The organism is Cohnella sp. GCM10027633, from assembly GCF_042675445.1.
Classification (GTDB): Bacteria; Bacillota; Bacilli; order Paenibacillales; family Paenibacillaceae; genus Cohnella.
In genome coordinates, this window is the sequence record NZ_JBHTGV010000016.1 from 48,520 (window position 1) to 67,181 (window position 18,662).

Consider the following 18,662-nt stretch of genomic DNA (forward strand, 5'->3'; position numbering starts at 1 on the left):
ACCCCGAATTCGGGGTGCTTCGTCGTTCTTGCCTATCGAATTACGATCCCGCCGCGTACGCTTCCGTCCGGTTACGCCCTTGGCGCTTCGCCGCGTACAACGCCTGGTCGGCCAGATGCAGCAGCTGGTGAAGCGTCTGCCCTTGCGAAGGCGAAGCTTCGGCAACGCCGCAGCTTACCGTTACGGCGATCGTCCCCGCGTCCGTCGCGAGAGGCTGCGCCTCCAGCGCCTTGCGCAGCCGCTCCGCCAGCGCGACGCCTTCCGCGGCCGTTCCCGCCAGGGCGAGCACGAATTCCTCGCCACCGTAGCGCGCGAACAACACGTCGTCCGCCAGCTCCGCGCGGCATGCGTTCGCGACGTGCGCGAGCAGGTCGTCGCCGGCGGCGTGACCGTACGTATCGTTCACCGACTTGAAGTGGTCGATGTCGAATAGAACGACGGCGAACGGCGATGCGGAGCGTCCGGAGTCCGCGAAAGCCTCTTCTCCGCGAAGGAAGAACGCGCGCCGGTTGAGGACGCCGGTCAGCTCGTCGTAGTACGCCTGGCGCTCCAGCTTATTCTGAAGGCTCCTCATCTCCGTAACGTCGGCGAACAAGATCAGCAAGCCTCCGCGATGATGGGCGCCGCTAAGCGGCGACGTCGTGATCGCGTAAATCTGATTCGCGCCGCCCGTCTCCGGAGACGCCGCCCATTCGAACGGCGCCTCCTCCAGCCGGGGCGCGGCATGCTCTCCCGTTATCTCGTGCCAGACCTGCTCGAACGGCTGCCCGAACATCGCCTTGTCGAGCCGCGGGAACATCCGCTTGCTCGTCTCGTTGAACTCGACCATGCGATGCGATCCGTCCAACACGATGACGCCGTCTTGGATGCCGTGGAAGATCGCGTCCTTCGCGACCGGAGTCAGCGAGAACATGCGCGAAGCGTTGATCGCGACCACGTAAGATACCGAGGAGAGCCACAATACCATCGGCACGGGATCGATGCCCGGAGGCGTTAGGCCGATCAAGTAGACGAACGCCGTCACGATCGGGACGATCTGGCCGATGATGAGCGCGAGCAGCTGCGGCCGGTACGCCTTGTCCGTCTCCTTCCACCGGGACAAGACGAGCAGGAGCGCGGCGAACATGCAGGAGAAGATGAAGACGCCGTGCACGACGTACCACACGCCGATCTCCAGGTACACGTATGGAGCGCCCCGGATCGGATCGAGCGCCAGCGTCCGGTAGAACAGATGATGCCAACCGTTCGTCGCGACGAGCGCGAAGCTGATGCCGGGAATCGCCACCAACGCCGCGATGCGTCCCTTCGTAATCCGGTAACCCAAGTAATGCATGACGAACAGTAGCCCGAGCGGCGGGGAGACCGGCATGCCGACGTACAGCACGGCCGTCCAGAACTCGATCTGCTCCAGCGTCGTCGCCATGAGGCTGAACGCGGAACCGAAGCAGTAGATCGTAATGGAAACCGTATACCAGATGAACCGGTTCGCGATGTCGGTGTACAGATGGCGCTTCGCGAAGACGTATAGGCATAGGAACAAGTTGAACACGCCCGAAGTGCACGCGAGCGTCACGAACGCCGTCAATTGCGAATTCATGTTGCGATCCCTCTTTCCAAGCCGCGCCGCCGCCTATCGTAACGCATCCGGCTTCGCCGCCTTCGACCAAGCTTGTCCCTCTATATTAACATAAATCGGCAATATTCGGGGTTAGCCGGACGACTCCCGGGAAGCATGCGCATGCCTGTCGCTACTTCGCTCGCATCCGGCGATGCAGCTCTCGCACCTTCTCCGCGAGCCCGGGCACGGGGCCTTCGACGACCGTATCGCGAATGACTTCGCCGATCGGCAGATTGCGCACGCGGGAAGGCGGGACCCCCAATTCGCCCAGCCACTCGGCGAGCTGCGCGGACGAGCTCGCGTACACGATCCGGCCGAGTCCGGCCCAGCCGTGGGCCGCCGCGCACATCGGGCAATGCTCTCCGGACGTGTAGACCGTCGCCGCGCTTCGCTCCTCGATCGTCAGATGCTGCGCCGCCCAGCGCGCCAACGCGAACTCCGGATGCTGGGTGTGGTCGCCGCCGGCGACATGGTTGTGGTCTTCCATCAGCGCTTCTCCGTCGGCCGACACGAGGACGGAACCGAACGGCTCGTCCCCTGCTTCCAGCGCGGCCTCGGCCAGTTCGATGCAGCGTTGCAAGTATTTCATATCCGTACCTGTAATCATGGGTAGACCTCCTTGGCGTCCGCTTATGCGGATCAGACTCGTCCCCTTATCTTACCACGCCGGCTCAATTCGCGAGGTGCCGCCATTCGGGATATTCGTCAAGGTAGCCATGCTTATTCAGTTCCTTCAGCGCGGCGCGAACGCGGTGCTCGTCCTCTCCCGATTGGCCGGCGAGCTCGAGCAGGTCGTGCCAGCTGATGTGCGGATTGTTCTTGCAGTACGCGTACAAGCCTTTGGCCGCCCACGAGAGACGGTCGTCGTGGAAGTCTCCGACCATGCGCCGGAACAACTTCGCCGAGACGATCTTCAGCTCCGCGAGATGCTGCAGCGCCTTCACCGCCTGCTTGTCGCTCATCCGGCCGAGCTTGGCGATCGTCGACAGCTCGGGAATGTTCGAATCCGTGGACGTGCTTCTCAGAATGATATAGACCATCTGCGAATAGATATCCAACCCCGGTTGGCGAAAAATATCGTCGCTCAGCGTAATCGTGCGCGCCCCTTCGGCAGCCTCGTTAGACATGCGATGTCCTCCCTTCATGTATCGGAGCTCCCCGCTTCGCGATCGCTCCGTTCGTCGTTGTCTCTATGGCCCAGCAACTTGCCGGCATTCCGACTGGCCAGGCGGAACAGATCGTCGGGGCTGTATTCGCGCGGCACGCCGGGCTCGGATCCGACCGCCTCTTCCGAAGCCGCCGGCTCCTCGAAGCGTAATTCGAAGACGACCCTGTCCGAGGCGTCGAATGCTTCTTCCTCCCGCGCGACCCCCGCCACCTCGAATGACGTCTCGACAGAAGCCGAATGCGCATGGAGAACATGGCCCGTTACGATCTCCATGATCCCCTCGCTGAACCGGCCTTCGTCCTTCAGACGGTTCATGAACCGAACGACCGCGGGCGGCGTATCGGTCGGCACGTAGAGGGTGACGTCCTTGCCGGGAACAACCGGCACCGTCGATCTCCGCTTCTTCTTCAATCCGTCTCGCTCACGCCCGGATCTCCCTTCCCGTTCGCATCGCCCGCGGCCACGTCGGCCCCTTGCTTCAAAGCGTGCTCCAACAGGAAGAACGTTCCCCTTACGTTGCGATATTGGCTGTATTCCGCGCTATCGAAGCGAATCGGCAAGCCGAGCTCCGCGTTCAGCTTCTCGATCCACGGCTGCAGCACGATCGCTCCGCCGCCGATGAACCAGAATTCCTTCGCGTAGCGGACGTCCTTCCAGGCGTTGCGGGCGTACTTCAGCACCTTCTCCGCCAATAGGCGCATATGGCGGTTGACGAGAGGAGTCATGTCTAACGCGACCTTGCCTTCCGCATAGATCTCGTATTCCTTGTTGACCAGCATTAACGTCAGCTCCGCCGTGCTGGAGATGAATTCTTCGCCGCCTGCGTTGACCTCGTTGCGTATGCTCTCGAGCGCGTCGTTAAGATATATTTTGACCCCGGTCGAATGCCGCTGGTCCAGGTCCAGCCCCCGCCGGAAAAAGGCGATGTCCATATCGACGCCGCCGACGTCCGCGATGCCGAAGCCCTTATGAGCCAGTTGCGATTGCGAGGTCGCTTCCATGTCGTAGACGCCGGATACGTCGTCGATGCTGATATCCGAGGGCAGCGAGAACGCCAGATCGACCGTCACGCCTTTGAATACCGGGGTCGTCACGAACGTAACGGAATGAACGCCTCCCGCGATCCGGCGGGCGAACGGTTCCCTGAACTTCGTGATTTCCCGGATGGGCAGCCCCGTCCCTAAGTCGACGTCGGCCTTAATATGCTTGCGGCCGCGCCTAATATCCTCTTCGTGCTTCTTGGCGACCGCATAGGCCGCGGCCGTCAGGAGGGTGACGATCGTCTCGGGCCGCTGCGCTTTCTTCTGGACGGCCTTATCGCCGACGATCTCGTGCACGATGCCTTCCTCGCCGATCGCCAGGTTGCCGACGTAGACGTGGCGGTATTGCTCCGAATCGATCGCGTGCGAGGTGATCTGGACGTCCAGGAAATCAAGCGGATCGCCTTGCTCCATAAGCAGATGGCGCTCTCCGAACGGCTGAGCCACGACATTCGGGAAAATAAACGCGTCGTTCAACTCGTCGCAGATGCCCTTGATGTGACTGCTGCCGTTATCGATCGCCAGCCGAACGTTCGCGGCGACGTAATCATGCTTGGCCATAAGCGTTCCCTCCCTACCCTACTATGAGATAAATAATAGATTCGCATAAAAATGGCAGTTTGTGATGGTAATTAGAAGTTTTTAACATTTAGCTTTTCTAATGAAAAGCGCTTCGCGGAGTTGCCCTTTGAACGTTGAATTTTAAAAGGTGAACTTTAAAATTTAAAGTTGAGTACGGACAAAACAAAAAGCACCCTTCAAGGGTGCTTCCGCGATTGTCTCAAACCCGCACGGACTTCACCAGGCCGAGCGATATCTGGCTGCCTTGGATGATCAGCGAGCCTTCGTAGTACCCCCGGTTGCAGGAGGCCCCGGAGCAGCGGCAGTTATAATCGCCGGAGCAGCCGCATACATAGAACTTCGTATTGGCGAAGCCGGTATAGATCGTGCTCTTGTTCTCGAAGAACGTATGCGCGTGATGAGTGAAGATGCCTAGCACCTTGTCCCGCACGTTCGCGGGAATCGCGTTGAAGAAGTGTCCCGTCTCCGTCGCGCTCAGGACGTGCGTCGGATCGACGGTGATGCCGTTCACCCGCAGCGGCCAGTGGCAATCGATGATATAGGAATAGTTCGGGCTGAGCGACTTCAGCAGGTTGATGCTCTGGTACGAGAATTTGCCCGGCGCGTTGTCCAACCAGACGTATTTTACCTTGCCGCCCGTTCCGGGGAAGTTGATGATTCCGTACACCCTGTTCAAGTATTTCCGGAACAGGTCCCTCGTGTCGTCTTCCCAGTTGCCGATCGACGCGCGGTAAGGAATGCTCCCGAGCGCGTTGTCGACGACGTCCTTGAACGCCTTGTAATCCGCTTCGGCCTGCGCCCCCTTCGAGCCGTGCTTGTTGTCCCCTCCGAATATCGCGAACCGCTTGTTCCCCGACTTCACGGCCTTGGGCAGCAAGCCCTTGAAGATCGCAAGGCTATTCTGATACCCGACGTGGCTATCGCCGATAATCGCGAAGTTCACGGTTTGGGCCGAAGCTCTCGGCAGCGTTCGCATCGCGGTACTTATGGGCTTGCAGAGGAGTGGCTTGCTCCTAGTCGCGGCTTTCATATGCCATCACCCTTATTTCGGATTCGCCTGTTGCGGCATATGAGCATTTATATTCGGAAGTCTTCCCTCTCTCTTGGACCTTCGACGTACGATGCCGGTTTCCGGCCTGTCCAGGAAGGCAGCCCACGCAATAAGAAAAGACGCCTTCGCGAGAAGGCGCCTAACGTGCGTCGGCATTATTGTTGCGGAGCCATGTTGTTGTAGATGCGAGTGGCGTTAACTTTGCCCGTGCTCATGTCCTCGGACGTGAAGCCCGATACGATGTTGCCGACTTTGAATTCCTTCTGCAGCAGCTCTTCGGATTGTTCTCCTGCCGTCGGACCGTCGATGCCCATGATCGTCTCCGGAGTCACGGTTACCCACAGATCGCCGACCTTGAAGCTCTTGCCGTCCGCGCTTACTTCGCTAATGACGCCGTCGATATTAACCTGTACTTTACCCGTAACCGGCGGCCTCGTCGTTTGGGCCGGAGCCGAAGACTCGGGTGCCGAGATCGAAGGCGACGGAGTCGTAGTCGCCGGCGCGGAAGCCGATACCGAAGGCTCAGGCGATGCCGTATTGGACGTATTCTGGTTCATGTTGAAAATCCCGATCGACAGCGCCGCCGCGCATGCCGCGATTCCGATTGCCAACCCGATGCGCTTGCTTTTCTTCACTTGTGTCATATTGATCCGCTCCTTGGATTTGAAAGTTTGGTCTTGCGTCTTGTTCATTTCCCGTAACAGCTTGCGATAAGTGGCTTCCTCGAAGTCCTTGCTCGTCTCGACGCGGGACATCGCGGATTTATAAACAGATTTCTTCATCTTCCATGCCTCCCATCTTCTCTCTTAAGAGCAGACGCCCTCTGGCGAGCCATGTACCTACCGTTGCGGGCTTGGCCCGCAAAATAACCGCGATCTCTTGGATCGAATAACCTTCGTAATAATGCAGATGGATCGGAATCCGATATTTGCTGTCCAGCGCGAGTACGGCCTGCAACACTTCGTTCTCTTCCTTCGGGAGGTAGCTCAGGTTTTCGGGAACGGGATTTCTGCTTTTGAACCATCCGGTTTTCAGCATGTTTTTGCTTTTATTGATCGTCGTTCGAATGAGCCACGCTTTCTCATGCTCGGCGCTTTCGAACACGGGGCGCTTCTGCAAATAAGAGAGAAATACTTCTTGCGTCACTTCTTCCGCGTCGGCCATATTCTTCAAATAGGCGAAGGCGACTTTGATCAAGCTTTGCGAATATTGATTCAAGGCCCGCCGCACAGATTCATTGAGCTCTAATGAATTGTACACCTCAGTACCCCCTTTCGCTTATAACACAACTGAGCGGCCCGGTATTTTTCATTTCGCCCAAAATTCTTTTTTCGCCGCGTTCTAATGCTATAGACGACGGAAGGATCGCGAATGCGTGCAGGCCTTATTGTGGAAAATGGCGCATGAACGAAAAAAAACCGAGAAGCACCTTCTAAAGGTGCCCTCGGTTATCGATTAACTTGCGGAGCTCGTCGTCCATTCTCCTACTCTTCTACCTCGTACAGCGACGGATCTACGCCTTGAACGAACGGCGTCCATTCTCCCGTCGCATAGAGCAGCAGCCGATGCATCGCGCGCGTGCATGCCGTATAGAAGAGCTTGCGTTCGCTCTCCCGCCGATACGTCCGCGAAGAAGCATCGTAGATCAGCGCCGCGTCGAACTCGACGCCCTTGGCGAGATACGCGGGGAGCAGCATCGTCCCCTTCTCGAAGGTCGGCGTCTCCTTCGTCACCAGCTTCAGCCCCTTGCACCCTTGCGCCGTCAACAGATCGTACGCGACGCGGCTATCGGCGGCCGTCTTCGTAATAACGGCGATCGAATCGCAGCCTTCCGACCGCAAGGCCGCGACGTCCCTGGCGATGCGCGCGGCAAGCTGCTCCTCGTCGTTCGCTCGGCAGAGGGTCGGCTTCTTCCCGCTTCTATTGAAGGGAATGATGTCCTCGCCGCCCGGCAGGAGCGACTTCGTGAACGAGACGATCTCGAAGGTGGAGCGATAGCTGCTAACAAGGCGGACCAAGCTCGTCTCGGACTCGCCGTAGAGCCGGGCGAGCGGCGAATCCGCGCCGGCCAATTCCGTCGCCTGGGAGAAGATCGCTTGGCCGAAGTCGCCGAGCACGGTCATGCGGGCGCGGGGGAACAGCTTCTTCAGGAACTCGTATTGGAAGACGGAATAGTCCTGGCCTTCGTCGACGAACACATGTCGCACCTCCGAGCTGCTCCTGGTGCCGATCATGAGCTCTTGCAAGTACAGGTACGGCGTCGCGTCTTCATAGAACAGCTCGCCGCGGCTCAGCTTCTCCTTCGTCTGCTCTCCGACGATCGCCCAATGCTCGGGCGCCTCGGTCCCGTTCGTCATGCACTTGAATGCGTCCGCATCCCCGAACAGCTGGGCGTACATCCCGACGGTATCGACGAACGACATCCGCTTCACGCCGCGCCTCAGCGGACGGAAGCTTGCCTTCACGACCTCGCGGCCTAGAAGCTCTTCCTCGCGCTCGGCATAGTCGAACTCGCTCTCGTCCCGCGGGCGGTCGTTGCTCAGCATCTCCTGAATCACCTCGTATTTCTCGGCGAAGTCGAAGACGCCTCTCTCCCTGTGCAGCTGCCCGAACGCGTCCGCGTACTGCTCCTTCTCGAGATAATCGAGCTCCTCCCGTACCCAGGCAGCCTCCAGCTCTTGGCGCTCCAGCGAGGCGAGCTCCTTCAGCAGCCACTCCTGCAGCATCGCGAGGCGATTGGCCAAGCGAATAGAACGATCATAGCGGTAGAACTGCTCTTGCATTCGCTCGGCGCTAATCAGCTCTCGGTCGCGATAGCGGATGCCGTTGAATCGCATTCCCTCCTGGCCCAACCATTGCGCATAACGCTGGAGCGCTTGAAGGTACGACGCGGAAGCCTTGTATACGATGCCCGATAACCGGGCTTCGTAGGCTAGCGTAGCCTGCTCGGTCAGCACGTATTCGATCTGATCGAACGGATCTTCCGGGCGCAACGTCTCTCCGACGCCGTGTTCGAGATATTCTTGGAACGTCGCCTGCTGCATGTTGTCTTCGCCGAGCTCGGGAAGCACGGTCGAGACGTAGCTGTTGAACATCGGGTTCGGCGAGAACAAGACGATCTGATCCGCCTTGAGCCGATCCCGGTGTTTGTATAACAGGTAGGCGACCCGCTGCAGCGCGGCGGACGTCTTCCCGCTGCCCGCAGCCCCTTGCACGATGAGCATCCGGCTCTTATCCTCCCGGATAATGGCGTTCTGCTCCCGCTGGATCGTCGCCACGATGCTCTTCATCTGAGCGTCCGCGCCTTGACCCAGCGCCTGCTGCAGCAGCTCGTCGCCGATCGTTACGTTCGCGTCGAACACGTTCCGAAGGACGCCCTCGCGGATCTGGTACTGCCGCTTCAGCTCCATCGTCCCCCCGAAGCGCCCGTCCGGCGTATCGTAAGCGGCCGCACCGGGAGCATAATCGTAGTACATGCCCGCGATCGGCGTGCGCCAGTCATAGATCAAGTAAGTCATGCCGTCCTTGTCGGCGAAGGAAGCGACCCCGATGTAGATCTGCTCGGTGAAGCCGAGGCCATCCTCCCGGAAGTCGATGCGTCCGAAGTATGGCGACGGCAACAGTCTCTTCATATTGTGCCATTGCTGCGCTCGCAGGCGATGACTGCGCTCCCGTTCGGACAACAGCGCTTCTTGCTGCTTGATGCTATAGAACGTCTCTTCGAAATCCTCGTCCGTCGCCGTGTTGACCGTCACTTCTTCCCAGAATCGCTTGCGGATGTCCGCCGACTGCTCTCGCAGACCGGTTACTTCCGGCTCCAGCTCGGCGATTCGACGTTGCAGCTTCTCCGTAACCGACGCCAACCGCTCCTGTTCTTGCTTCCAATCGTTCGCGTTGATCATGTTCCGGGCACGCTCCTTCGGATATGAAATCGGGATGAATAAAGGCCGTTGACAAACCGCGATACCGCATGGTAAGATTAAAGTATAGAAAAGATATGATGGCATTACTTCGCGGTTTTATCTAAAGTCAGTCGTTTCATCACTATACCATAGAGCACCTTTGCGTGCAATTCCTATTTCGATAACTCGGCCGACGCGCCGGGTTTTTCTTATTTTCACGCCATATATAACAACAAGAGGTACTCCCATGGGAGTACCTCTTGTCCATTGCAGGCTGCGGCGACGATCTTGTTAGGACGCGCTGTTTGCCTTCGAAGGCTTGCGTCCTGGCGCGAACCAGCCGAGAAGGGCGATCGCTATCAATACGCCGTAGAACACCATCGTCCAACCCGTGCTATGCGGGAAGTCGTGATCCAGCACGCCGATGTCGTCGTGCGCGAGCGTAATGACCGCCAGCTTCACGCCGACCCAGGCCACGATCGCGTAAGCCGTCGTCTCCAAGGACGGACGTTGCTCGAGCAGTTTCACGAACCACGTCGCGGCGAACTTGATCAGTACAAGACCGGCGATGCCGCCGAGAACGACGACGAGGAACTTGCCTCCGTCCATGCCGCCGAAGTCTCCGAGCGGCGAATCGGGCAGACCGAGCGCCAGCGCCACGGCGGCCAGAATCGAATCGATCGCGAAGGCAAGGTCCGCGATGGCGATCTTGCCCACGGTCGGCCAGAACTTCTTGCCCGCGGATTCTTCCTTGAGCTCTTCCTGATTCGCCTCGTTGTCCTTGCCGAAGCGCGCCTTAATGATGTGCTTCAAGCCGAGGTATAACAGATATGCCGCTCCGATCGCCTGTATCTGCCAGATGTTGGCGATGAACGATATCGCGAACAGCGCCCCGAAGCGGAACACGAACGCCATAATGATGCCGTAATTGATCGCTTTCTTCTTCTGATCATCCGGCAAGTGCTTCGCGATTACCGCCAGTACGAGCGCGTTATCGGCGGATAACAGCCCTTCCAAGGCGATCAGAATGAGCAGCGCCCATCCGTACTCCAACCATATCGAATCCAACTTGTCTCTCCCCCTACAGCCTTTGTAATCGGCATGATTCTAATGTTTGTTTGGCCATCAATAGGTATACGGAACAAGTTGCCTTTGGAGTTCAAATTTTTTTCTAGCGCTCGACTTTCCGTCGCATCTGCTGCCGGTATTCCGTAGGCTGCATGCCCATCGCGTCGCGGAACGCCCGCGTGAAGCTCTTGTAATTCTCGTAGCCGACCATGTCCGTCACGTCGACGATCTTATGCTCGGTCTCGGCCAGCAGCCGCCGGGCCTTATCCAGTCGCACGTCGCGCAAGTATTCCGCGAAGCCCTTACCGACGTTCTTCTTGAACAGGTTGGAGAAGTACGCGTAATTGAGCGACACGTGATTCGACACCATCGCGAGGTCCAGCGGCTTATGGTAGTTCTCGTGAATGAAGCGGATCGCTTCGTTCAAGTCCTGCGTATTGCGGTAGCTGCATTTGAAATCGTAATAGTATTGGTTCAGCCGAAGCAACTGCTTCTGCAGCGCCTGAATATACTCGCGAATGCCCGGATAATCGTATAGATTGCGCAAGCTGTCGATGTCCAACGCTTCTTCGCCCATGTACGGACGGATGACGCGCTCGTATTCCTCGAGCAGTTCCACCGTGGCGCGGCAGAGCTGCTGCGTATAGCGGACATTGTACCGCTGCAGGACGTTCTTATGGAATAAGGCCGAGAGGCCTTCGGCGATGCGGCCGCTGTTCGGGGTGCCGACGAGATGGAACAGCGCGTACAGCTCCTCGTACGGAAGCTGCCACTGCTGCTCCAGCCCCTCGACGTGGGCAGGCAGCATGCAGCGCTTGTCGGGAAACAGGTAGCTATGGCGATGCAGCTCCATCAACCGGGCATACTCTTCCGGCAGCGATTGCAAGCCTTGCTGCGGACCGGTCATGGCCGTGATCGCGTCGATCTGCCCGGACTTGAGCGCGGCGGGCAGCGCCCCCGGATCTACGTCCGCGTCGACCGCGAGGATCAGGTGCGCGCCCTGCTGCAAGCATAAGCATCCCTGCCTGCCATACACGCTATAGGCGATCGCTTCCATGCCGTGGGCGTTGCTGGCCCCGGACTGGCCGATCCCGCGTTCCTCCCTCAGCAGACATAACCGGTAATGGCGCCAGAGCTCCTGCTGTTGCAGCTCCGTCTGGATGACCCACGTCTCGTCGTACGCCGCCCCTTGCATGTACATGCACAGCTCCTTGCGGTCCGTCTCCAATGCGCGCTCCGATAGATGCTGCATATCACGGGACAGCTCCTGCCTCGTTCTTAGTTCCTGCAGTACATGCTCTACCGCGCTTAGCAGCTCCTCCCGCTTCACCGGCTTCAGCAAGTAGCCTTTCGCCCCGAGCTCGATCGCCTTCTGCGCGTAAGCGAACTCGCCGTAACCGCTAATGATCAGGAAATCCGCCTTGAACGGCTCCGCCTTGGCGGCCGCCATCAGCGCAAGCCCGTCCATATCCGGCATCTTGATATCGGTAATGACCAACTGGATGTTATGCTGACGCAGCAGTTGCATCGCCTCTAGCCCGTTCGCGGCGCAGTAGATACGGTCGATCTGCAGCGGGAACTGGCTGATCATCGCCTGCAGGCCGTCGCGTATGTTCTTCTGATCGTCGACGATCAAGATATCGTACATGCCTACCATCCCCCTAGATTCTCGTTCTCCCAAGGCAACCGTATCGTAACGGAAGTATAGGCGCCCTCGCCCTGCGCGCTGTCCATGGACAGGCCGAAGCCTCTGCCGTAGTGAAGCTGCAGCCGCTTATGGACGTTCTCCAAGCCCAACCCGTTGTTGCTCGCGACGATCGGGGAATCCGATTCGCCTTGCAGCGCGGCCTGCAAGCTCTCGAGCAGCCGCGGCTCGACGCCGACGCCGTCGTCCCGGATCTCGATGTACAGCGCGCTGTCGTCCTCCACTCTGACGGTTATCCCGATGCGCACGCTGCCGCCGGAAGGAGCCGCGTGATGGACCGCGTTCTCGACGATCGGCTGCATGCACATTTTCGGAATCGCATACCGCAGCACTTCTTCGGGGAGATCCGCCTGCAACTCGATTGCTCTGCCATCCATGAAATTGATGAATTGCACGTAGCTCTGGATATTGGCCAGCTCCTCGCCGAGATCGACGGTATCGCTGCGCCACTTCATGCTGTAGCGCATGAGCGACCCTAACGACACGAGCGCGTCGGCGATGGCGGGCTGCCGCTCGACCTCCGCCATCATGCGGATCGATTCCAACGCGTTATACAGGAAGTGCGAATTGATCTGCGAATGCAGCGAGTGCAGCTGCGCGTTCTTGGCGATCAGTTGCTTATCGACCACTTGCGTCATCAGGCGCTGGATCTCGTCCAACGTGGCGTTATAGCTGACGGCTACCTCGTCGATCTCGTCCCCGGTCTCGTGAGCCTCCAAGCCGGTCACGATCTTCGCGTCCAGCTGGCCCTTGCGCACTCTGCGCATCGAGACGAGCACGCTATCGAGCCGGCGGAAAATGCGGCGGGTCGTCTGCGAGACGAGCAGCAGCATGAGCAGCAACACGAACGTTGTAACCGCTGCCACGATGATGTACCAGCTGCGCGGGCCTTTCATCAATGCCTGGTGGGAGGCGATATCGACCACGTACGCGTTCAACGGGGCGATATAGCGATACAACGCGTAGTACGTATGGTCGCCGACCTTGACTTTAATCGGGCCGGACTGCGTCAGCACGCTCAGTTGCCCGTGAATGCGGCCGAAGATGTCTTCGAGCGCATCGCCGGCCCCGCGAACGAACGCATGTCCGCCGTTATATACGGACCGGGAAGGCATCGTTCCGTCCATGACGACGGAGAAGAAGTCGCCTTCGGTCTCCTCGAGCAGGTTGCCGAAAAACTCGCTATGCGGACTGCGAATCTCCATAATCGTCGGCTGCTTCTGCTGGCTCTGCAATCTCGCGACCCGGTAGTAGGACAACGTATCGTCGCCGTCCTTAAAGGAGAACAGACGGAACGACGCGCCGCCTTCTTCCCGAAGCTTCGCCCCGTAGTCCTTCGGCCGGAACTTATCGTAGTGATAGATTTCGGGCCAGATCTCGTGAATGTTCGGATTATCGACGTAGAAGCTGAGCTCGCCGATCAGCTTGTTGCTCTCGATCAGATCGCGCATCTGCTCGTACTGGTTCTGCCTGAATTTCACGAGCTCGAGTCCGTCCGCCTTCATGTCGGAGTGGATGAAATCGACGAACGCCTTCTGCGCCAGCGCCGCGGAAGACACGTTCTCGATCATGCTCATGCCGCTGCGCAATTGTTCGCTCAGCCGGGCGACATGGCTGCTGCCGTCGGACATGGCGTTCTTGTACAGCTCGGTTTCCTTCGTTCGAATGAACAGGAAGGACACGACGATGGCCGGGACGACGATGAGCAAGCTGAAGGCCAGGAACAGCTTGTGCGAGATGCTGGCGTTGCGGTATATTCTCCTGATCGTTCGCGGCCAACGGTTCACTCGGCGCCCTCCTCACCTATCTCTGTAATATAGCAAACCCCGCAGTCGTTCTGATAGGCGTATCGCGGAAAATACCGGCCACCTATTCAGGTGGCCGGCACGGCTGAGGAAATCTCGTTATTCCGCCATTTTGGCTTTGCGCTTATCCAGCTCGGCTTGGCGAGCTTCCACGACCGTAGCGAAGCCATATTCGTCGCGGCGAGCAAGGAAATCGTTGAACACTTTGTCGAACGCGGCTTCGTCCTTGGACATGATCAGCTCCGGCAGCACTTCGTTCCAGTTCTGCGAGATGCGCGACCAGGACAGGGCCGCTTCCGATTCGCCGAGCGGATCCAAGCCTTTGTAGATGCCGCTGTCGATGTCGGCTTGCGCGTTCGCGAAGTCTTCCATCTGCTTGATGACGGGAGCCTTCTCCGGTCTCCATTGGTTCACGATGACCGGGTTGCGCATCATCCAGTACGTATCGAGCACGCCGTATTCCTTCTCCAGCTTCTCGATGTCGGTAGAGACCAGGTTAACCAGCTCCGGCTTGAGCTGCGGCTTGCCGTCCACGGATTCCCAAGTCTCGCCTTCCTTGCCCAGGAACAGATCGCGTTGGCCTTCTTCGCTGGCCATATACGTCAGGAAGCGGATCGCGCGCTCCGGGTTCTTGGTCGACTTGCTGATCATCGTCACCATCCAGCCGTCCATATTGCCCGGGAACAGCTTGGCGGAGTCTCCGGCCGCGTTCTGAGGTCCGTCGACGGCGATATAGTAAGAGTCCGGATTCGCGCTGGATGCCAGCATCGGGTTGACTGCCGCCATGCCGTTCCATTCGCGAACCATCATGAAGTAACGTCCGTTATTCGTCTTCTCTTCGACCTGCTGATCCGAATCGACCAGGAATTCGGCGTTGATGAGCTTGCGCTCGTACGCCGTGCGGAACGTCTTCAGCCAAGCGACGTAATCCGGGTCCGTGATGCGATCGTTGACTTTGCCGTCCTTCTCGTGCGGAACGGCGAGCAGGTTCTGCAGGTACTCGGTCATGCCGTAAGGAACGTTGCCCTGCGCGAAGAACGGGCTGATCTTCTGCCCCTTGTACTCGGAATACTTATCCTTGACGAGCTGGAGCGCGCCCAGGAAGCCTTCCGGCGTCGACAGATCCGGGCTGCCCATCTCTTCGTACAAGTCCTTGCGCACCAGGAACGTCTGGTTGGCGGCCGTCATTCCGGTCTCGTGCATGAGGTTCGGGCTATAGGAATCGTTCGGAATGCCGTACGTATTGCCGTTCTCTTGCTTGTACCACTTCAACGTGCCGTCGCCCGCCACCTTGAAGAAGTAAGGGTCGTATTGCTCCGCCAGCTCGTTCAGCGCATAGACGTGATCGCCCTCCCAGAGCTTCTTGACCGCGGTTTCCCACGAACCCATGCTGATCAGATCCGGCAATTGGCCGGAAGTCATCATGAGCGTAAGCTGCTCGTTCGCGTCTCCTGCAGGCACTTCGAGCTTGACGTTAACGCCCGTCTTCTCGGTTATATACTTGGAATTCAAGCTCTCGCCCCACTTGTGGGCGTACCAAGAAGCTCCTACGAACCAGCTCAGGTCGACCGGGCTCGTATCGAGCTTCCAGGCGGCCTCCTCGGCGTTCGGGCCGGATGCCGCAGCCGATGGCGACGCGTCGGAGGACGGACTTGCCGCCGGTTGGGAAGCGGACGGAGAAGCTTTCTCGTTGTTGTTGTTGGATCCGGAACATGCGACCATGCCCAGCGCCAGGACGGTCGTCATCCCCAGCGCCATGAAAGGCTTGACGGACTTGATGCGTTTCATTAGCGTGTTCATCCTTTCTGTGCCCCTATTGTATTTGTTTTATTGGAATCATGCACCACTCCAGGGCGGATGCCGATAGAGCGGCGCATGAGCTCAACCTTTGATCGCGCCGATCATGACGCCCTTCACCAGATACCGCTGAATGAACGGATAGACGAGCAGAATCGGCAGCGTGGCGACCATCATGGAGGCGAACTTGATGGAGTTGCCGGGCAATCTCGCCCCGAACTGCGCCATCGCTTGCTGCTGCATGAGAGACATCGAGTTCTCCGCGATGATCTTATAGAGCATCGTCTGCAGCGGCACGATATCCGGGTTCCGGATGTAGATGACGCCCTGATAGTAGTCGTTCCAATGGTAGACCGCCGAGAAGAGCGCGATCGTCGCCAGCACCGCCATGCTGTTGGGCAGCACGATCCGGAACAAGACGCCGTAATCGGTGGCGCCGTCTACCTTCGCCGACTCTTCCAAGCTGTCGGGAATCGTGCGGAAGAAGCTGATGAAGATGATCATATTGAAGAACGAGTACATCGCCGGAACGATGAAGACGAGGAAGTTATCGTACAAGCCCAGCTTCACCATCAAGAGGAACGTCGGGATGAGCCCCCCGGAGAACAGCATCGTGACCAGGGCGATCTTCATGTACGCCTTGCGACCGATCAAGTACGTCTTGCTGAGGCCGTAAGCCACGATGGCCGTGAACAATACGTGGATCGACGTCCCGAACACCGTGCGCATCGTCGTAATGTAGAAGCCGTTCATCAGATTCTCGTTGCCGAATACGATCCGGTAGCTGTCCCAGGTCAGCGCCTTCGGAAGCCAGTTGACCGTCCCGAGCACGGCATGCTCGGCCGAGTTCAGCGAGTTCACGAGCACGAACCACATCGGATACAGCGTCATGAAGCACACGGCCAGCATGAGCGCCGTATTGCCGATCTCGAATGCGCCGATGCGGCGGAATTTACTTCTTGTCGTCATGTGTTTGCCCCGCCCTTATCAGAAGATGCTATCGCCGGTCAGTTTCTTGGAGGCATAGTTCGCCATGAACAGCAATACCAACGCGACGATGGAGCGAGCGAACAGGACGGCGGTCGAGAAGGAATGCCGGCCCGATACGAGGCCCATGTTGTAGATGTACAAGTCCAGGCTCTCCGCCGATTGGATGTTCAGGTTGTTCTTCAGCATGAAAATTTGGTCGAAGTTGCTGCCCAAGATGCCCGCGACGGCGAGAATGAATAGAATCGCGATGGTCGGACGAATGCATTGGACGGTGATATGCCACATCCGTTGCCAACGGTTGGCGCCGTCCAGCTCGGCAGCTTCGTACAATGCCGGGTCGATGCCCGCGATAGCCGCGATATAGATGATGGCAGCCCAGCCGGTTTCCTTCAGCGTGTCGCCGAAGAACGTGATCCACCAGAAGTAATCGGGATCGCTGATGTACAACACTTCTTGGTCCTGAAGCCCAAGCGCGATCAACGCTTGATTGATGATGCCGCCCTCGCCGAGCCAGTTGAGCATAATGCCGCCGAAGATCGTCCAGGCGATGAAGTGCGGCAAGTACGAGATCGTCTGTACCGTGCGTTTGAACCGCAGGCTCCGAATTTCGTTGAGCAGCAGCGCGAATACGATCGGGATGAAGAATCCGAAGGCAAGCTTGATGCTGCTCATCCCGAGCGTGTTGCGGATCGAGCGCCAGAAGCGGTCGTCCGTCGCGAACGCCTCGAAGTGCTTCAGCCCGACGAAGGGCGAATCCAGCATCGGCCTGGCCACGCTGTAATCCATGAACGCGATGATGAGCCAGAACATCGGAATGTAGCAGAAGACGAACATCCAGATGACGCCCGGAATCACCATGCTTTGCAATTGCCATTGCTTCAAGAACGTTCTGATATGTGCTTGCAACCGGTTGCACGCTCCTTTCGCTTTTAATCGTATGTAAACGCGTACACAAAAAAAAGGGCCGCGGTTTTTGACCGTATCCCAATATTTTGGGTTTGATTGATCGGGGTCCGAAAAGCAGTATGCTGAGGTTATTCGAGAGGAGGAGCAGTAAAATGAACAAGCTGATCTGGCATCGGGATTACACGCGGGGAGACGCCGACATGAGCGATTGGAACGTTCGCCTCGGCAATGACTTGGTAGACGACGAAGGGAATTTCATTACGTACGGATGGGGCAACAACGAGCAACAGTTCTATACGGGCAACAACGATAACCTGTACATCGACGAGAATGGCTTGAATCTCTGCGCGCGACTCGAGACCGTCGAGCAGCCGGACGGCCGGCGATTCGCCTATACGTCCGCCAGGATCGATACCCGGGATCGGATGTCGTTCCGCTACGGCAAACTGGTCGTTCGCGCGAAGCTGCCCGTCGGACACGGGGTATGGCCCGCCATATGGATGCTGCCGCAAGACAAGGTATACGGCAATTGGCCCGTCTCCGGCGAGATCGACGTCATGGAAGCGAAGGGACGCCTGCCGCGCCAAGTGTTCGGTACGCTGCACCACGGCAAGGACATGGCGGAGAACAAGATCACCGACGAGTTCTCTCATACGTTCGAGAGCGGGACGATCAACCAATTCCGCGATTACGGGCTCGAATGGACGGAAGACGTCATGCGCTGGACGGTAGACGGCCATTGCTTCGCCGAGCGCCGCCTGCAGCCGGGCGTTACGCCCTTCGACCAGCGCTTCTACCTGGTGCTCAACCTGGCCATCGGCGGCTGGTTCGACAACGTGCCGATCGAGGAATCCGCGCTTCCGGCGGTCATGACGGTATCGGAAATCCGGGTGTATCAATAAAAGACAAAAAAATGGGACCTAACAAAAAACCATGCGGCTATTCATCCGATCGGTCCGTTCGTTAAACTGAAGGCGTCTCTCTTGAAAGCGGTTTCTTGTCCGCCATCGAGAGGCGCCATTCTTATTGA

The 18,662-nt window shown here is 58.3% G+C and carries 16 protein-coding genes; 1 reads left to right on the plus strand and 15 read right to left on the minus strand.

Going from position 1 to position 18,662, the window contains the following annotated elements:
* Nucleotides 1-40: 40 nt before the first annotated feature.
* From ACFQZG_RS24340 to ACFQZG_RS24410, 15 genes are all read right to left on the minus strand, one after another.
* Nucleotides 41-1,597: a histidine kinase N-terminal 7TM domain-containing diguanylate cyclase gene (locus tag ACFQZG_RS24340; RefSeq protein ID WP_378157323.1), complete on the minus strand. Its 1,557-nt coding sequence runs from the start codon at nt 1,595-1,597 to the stop codon at nt 41-43.
* A 151-nt stretch (nt 1,598-1,748) separates the two neighbouring features.
* The gene (locus ACFQZG_RS24345) at nt 1,749-2,225 is read right to left on the minus strand and encodes a nucleoside deaminase (protein WP_378157324.1); all 477 of its coding nucleotides are present in this window, start codon (nt 2,223-2,225) and stop codon (nt 1,749-1,751) included.
* A gap of 64 nt (nt 2,226-2,289) precedes the next feature.
* Nucleotides 2,290-2,745, minus strand: coding sequence for a hypothetical protein (locus ACFQZG_RS24350; protein WP_378157326.1), 456 nt, complete (start codon nt 2,743-2,745; stop codon nt 2,290-2,292).
* 14 nt (nt 2,746-2,759) lie between these two features.
* Entirely contained in the window at nt 2,760-3,197 is a 438-nt protein-coding gene (locus ACFQZG_RS24355) for a hypothetical protein (protein WP_378157328.1), read from the minus strand.
* Entirely contained in the window at nt 3,194-4,387 is a 1,194-nt protein-coding gene (locus ACFQZG_RS24360; RefSeq protein WP_378157330.1) for an Alp7A family actin-like protein, read from the minus strand. Before ACFQZG_RS24360 ends, ACFQZG_RS24355 begins: the two co-directional genes overlap by 4 nt.
* A 220-nt stretch (nt 4,388-4,607) precedes the next feature.
* Entirely contained in the window at nt 4,608-5,438 is an 831-nt protein-coding gene (locus ACFQZG_RS24365) for a metallophosphoesterase (RefSeq protein ID WP_378157332.1), read from the minus strand.
* Nucleotides 5,439-5,614: 176 nt separating this feature from the next.
* Nucleotides 5,615-6,241, minus strand: a complete 627-nt coding sequence (locus tag ACFQZG_RS24370) for a hypothetical protein (protein WP_378157334.1) — start codon at nt 6,239-6,241, stop codon at nt 5,615-5,617.
* Nucleotides 6,222-6,719 carry an RNA polymerase sigma factor gene (locus tag ACFQZG_RS24375; protein WP_378157336.1) on the minus strand — a complete coding sequence of 166 codons (498 nt, stop codon included), beginning with the start codon at nt 6,717-6,719 and terminating at the stop codon, nt 6,222-6,224. Before ACFQZG_RS24375 ends, ACFQZG_RS24370 begins: the two co-directional genes overlap by 20 nt.
* Nucleotides 6,720-6,943: 224 nt before the next feature.
* The gene (gene helD / locus ACFQZG_RS24380; RefSeq protein ID WP_378157337.1) at nt 6,944-9,361 is read right to left on the minus strand and encodes an RNA polymerase recycling motor HelD; all 2,418 of its coding nucleotides are present in this window, start codon (nt 9,359-9,361) and stop codon (nt 6,944-6,946) included.
* A 291-nt stretch (nt 9,362-9,652) separates the two neighbouring features.
* On the minus strand, nt 9,653-10,429 hold the full coding sequence (locus ACFQZG_RS24385) for a TerC family protein (RefSeq protein ID WP_378157339.1): 777 nt from the start codon (nt 10,427-10,429) through the stop codon (nt 9,653-9,655).
* A 103-nt stretch (nt 10,430-10,532) separates the two neighbouring features.
* A complete protein-coding gene (locus ACFQZG_RS24390) occupies nt 10,533-12,077 on the minus strand; it encodes a response regulator (RefSeq protein WP_378157340.1) in 1,545 nt (514 codons plus the stop codon).
* Nucleotides 12,078-12,079: 2 nt separating this feature from the next.
* The gene (locus ACFQZG_RS24395) at nt 12,080-13,921 is read right to left on the minus strand and encodes a sensor histidine kinase (RefSeq protein ID WP_378157342.1); all 1,842 of its coding nucleotides are present in this window, start codon (nt 13,919-13,921) and stop codon (nt 12,080-12,082) included.
* Between the two features lie 117 nt (nt 13,922-14,038).
* The gene (locus tag ACFQZG_RS24400; RefSeq protein WP_378157344.1) at nt 14,039-15,727 is read right to left on the minus strand and encodes an extracellular solute-binding protein; all 1,689 of its coding nucleotides are present in this window, start codon (nt 15,725-15,727) and stop codon (nt 14,039-14,041) included.
* 93 nt (nt 15,728-15,820) lie between these two features.
* A complete protein-coding gene (locus ACFQZG_RS24405; RefSeq protein ID WP_378157346.1) occupies nt 15,821-16,705 on the minus strand; it encodes a carbohydrate ABC transporter permease in 885 nt (294 codons plus the stop codon).
* Nucleotides 16,706-16,723: 18 nt separating this feature from the next.
* Nucleotides 16,724-17,632 carry an ABC transporter permease gene (locus ACFQZG_RS24410; protein WP_378157348.1) on the minus strand — a complete coding sequence of 303 codons (909 nt, stop codon included), beginning with the start codon at nt 17,630-17,632 and terminating at the stop codon, nt 16,724-16,726.
* A 152-nt stretch (nt 17,633-17,784) separates the two neighbouring features.
* Between ACFQZG_RS24410 and ACFQZG_RS24415 the strand changes: the two genes are divergently transcribed.
* On the plus strand, nt 17,785-18,534 hold the full coding sequence (locus ACFQZG_RS24415; protein WP_378157350.1) for a glycoside hydrolase family 16 protein: 750 nt from the start codon (nt 17,785-17,787) through the stop codon (nt 18,532-18,534).
* Nucleotides 18,535-18,662 lie beyond the last annotated feature (128 nt).

Bases quoted from the DNA above. Each gene is read 5' to 3' on its own strand.
- ACFQZG_RS24365 (WP_378157332.1), bottom strand. From the start codon at position 5,438: ATGAAAGCCGCGACTAGGAGCAAGCCACTCCTCTGCAAGCCCATAAGT.
- ACFQZG_RS24360 (WP_378157330.1), bottom strand. From the start codon at position 4,387: ATGGCCAAGCATGATTACGTCGCCGCGAACGTTCGGCTGGCGATCGAT.
- ACFQZG_RS24415 (WP_378157350.1), top strand. From the start codon at position 17,785: ATGAACAAGCTGATCTGGCATCGGGATTACACGCGGGGAGACGCCGAC.
- ACFQZG_RS24370 (WP_378157334.1), bottom strand. From the start codon at position 6,241: ATGAAGAAATCTGTTTATAAATCCGCGATGTCCCGCGTCGAGACGAGC.
- helD (WP_378157337.1), bottom strand. From the start codon at position 9,361: ATGATCAACGCGAACGATTGGAAGCAAGAACAGGAGCGGTTGGCGTCG.
- ACFQZG_RS24340 (WP_378157323.1), bottom strand. From the start codon at position 1,597: ATGAATTCGCAATTGACGGCGTTCGTGACGCTCGCGTGCACTTCGGGC.
- ACFQZG_RS24345 (WP_378157324.1), bottom strand. From the start codon at position 2,225: ATGATTACAGGTACGGATATGAAATACTTGCAACGCTGCATCGAACTG.
- ACFQZG_RS24400 (WP_378157344.1), bottom strand. From the start codon at position 15,727: ATGAAACGCATCAAGTCCGTCAAGCCTTTCATGGCGCTGGGGATGACG.
- ACFQZG_RS24350 (WP_378157326.1), bottom strand. From the start codon at position 2,745: ATGTCTAACGAGGCTGCCGAAGGGGCGCGCACGATTACGCTGAGCGAC.
- ACFQZG_RS24405 (WP_378157346.1), bottom strand. From the start codon at position 16,705: ATGACGACAAGAAGTAAATTCCGCCGCATCGGCGCATTCGAGATCGGC.
- ACFQZG_RS24390 (WP_378157340.1), bottom strand. From the start codon at position 12,077: ATGTACGATATCTTGATCGTCGACGATCAGAAGAACATACGCGACGGC.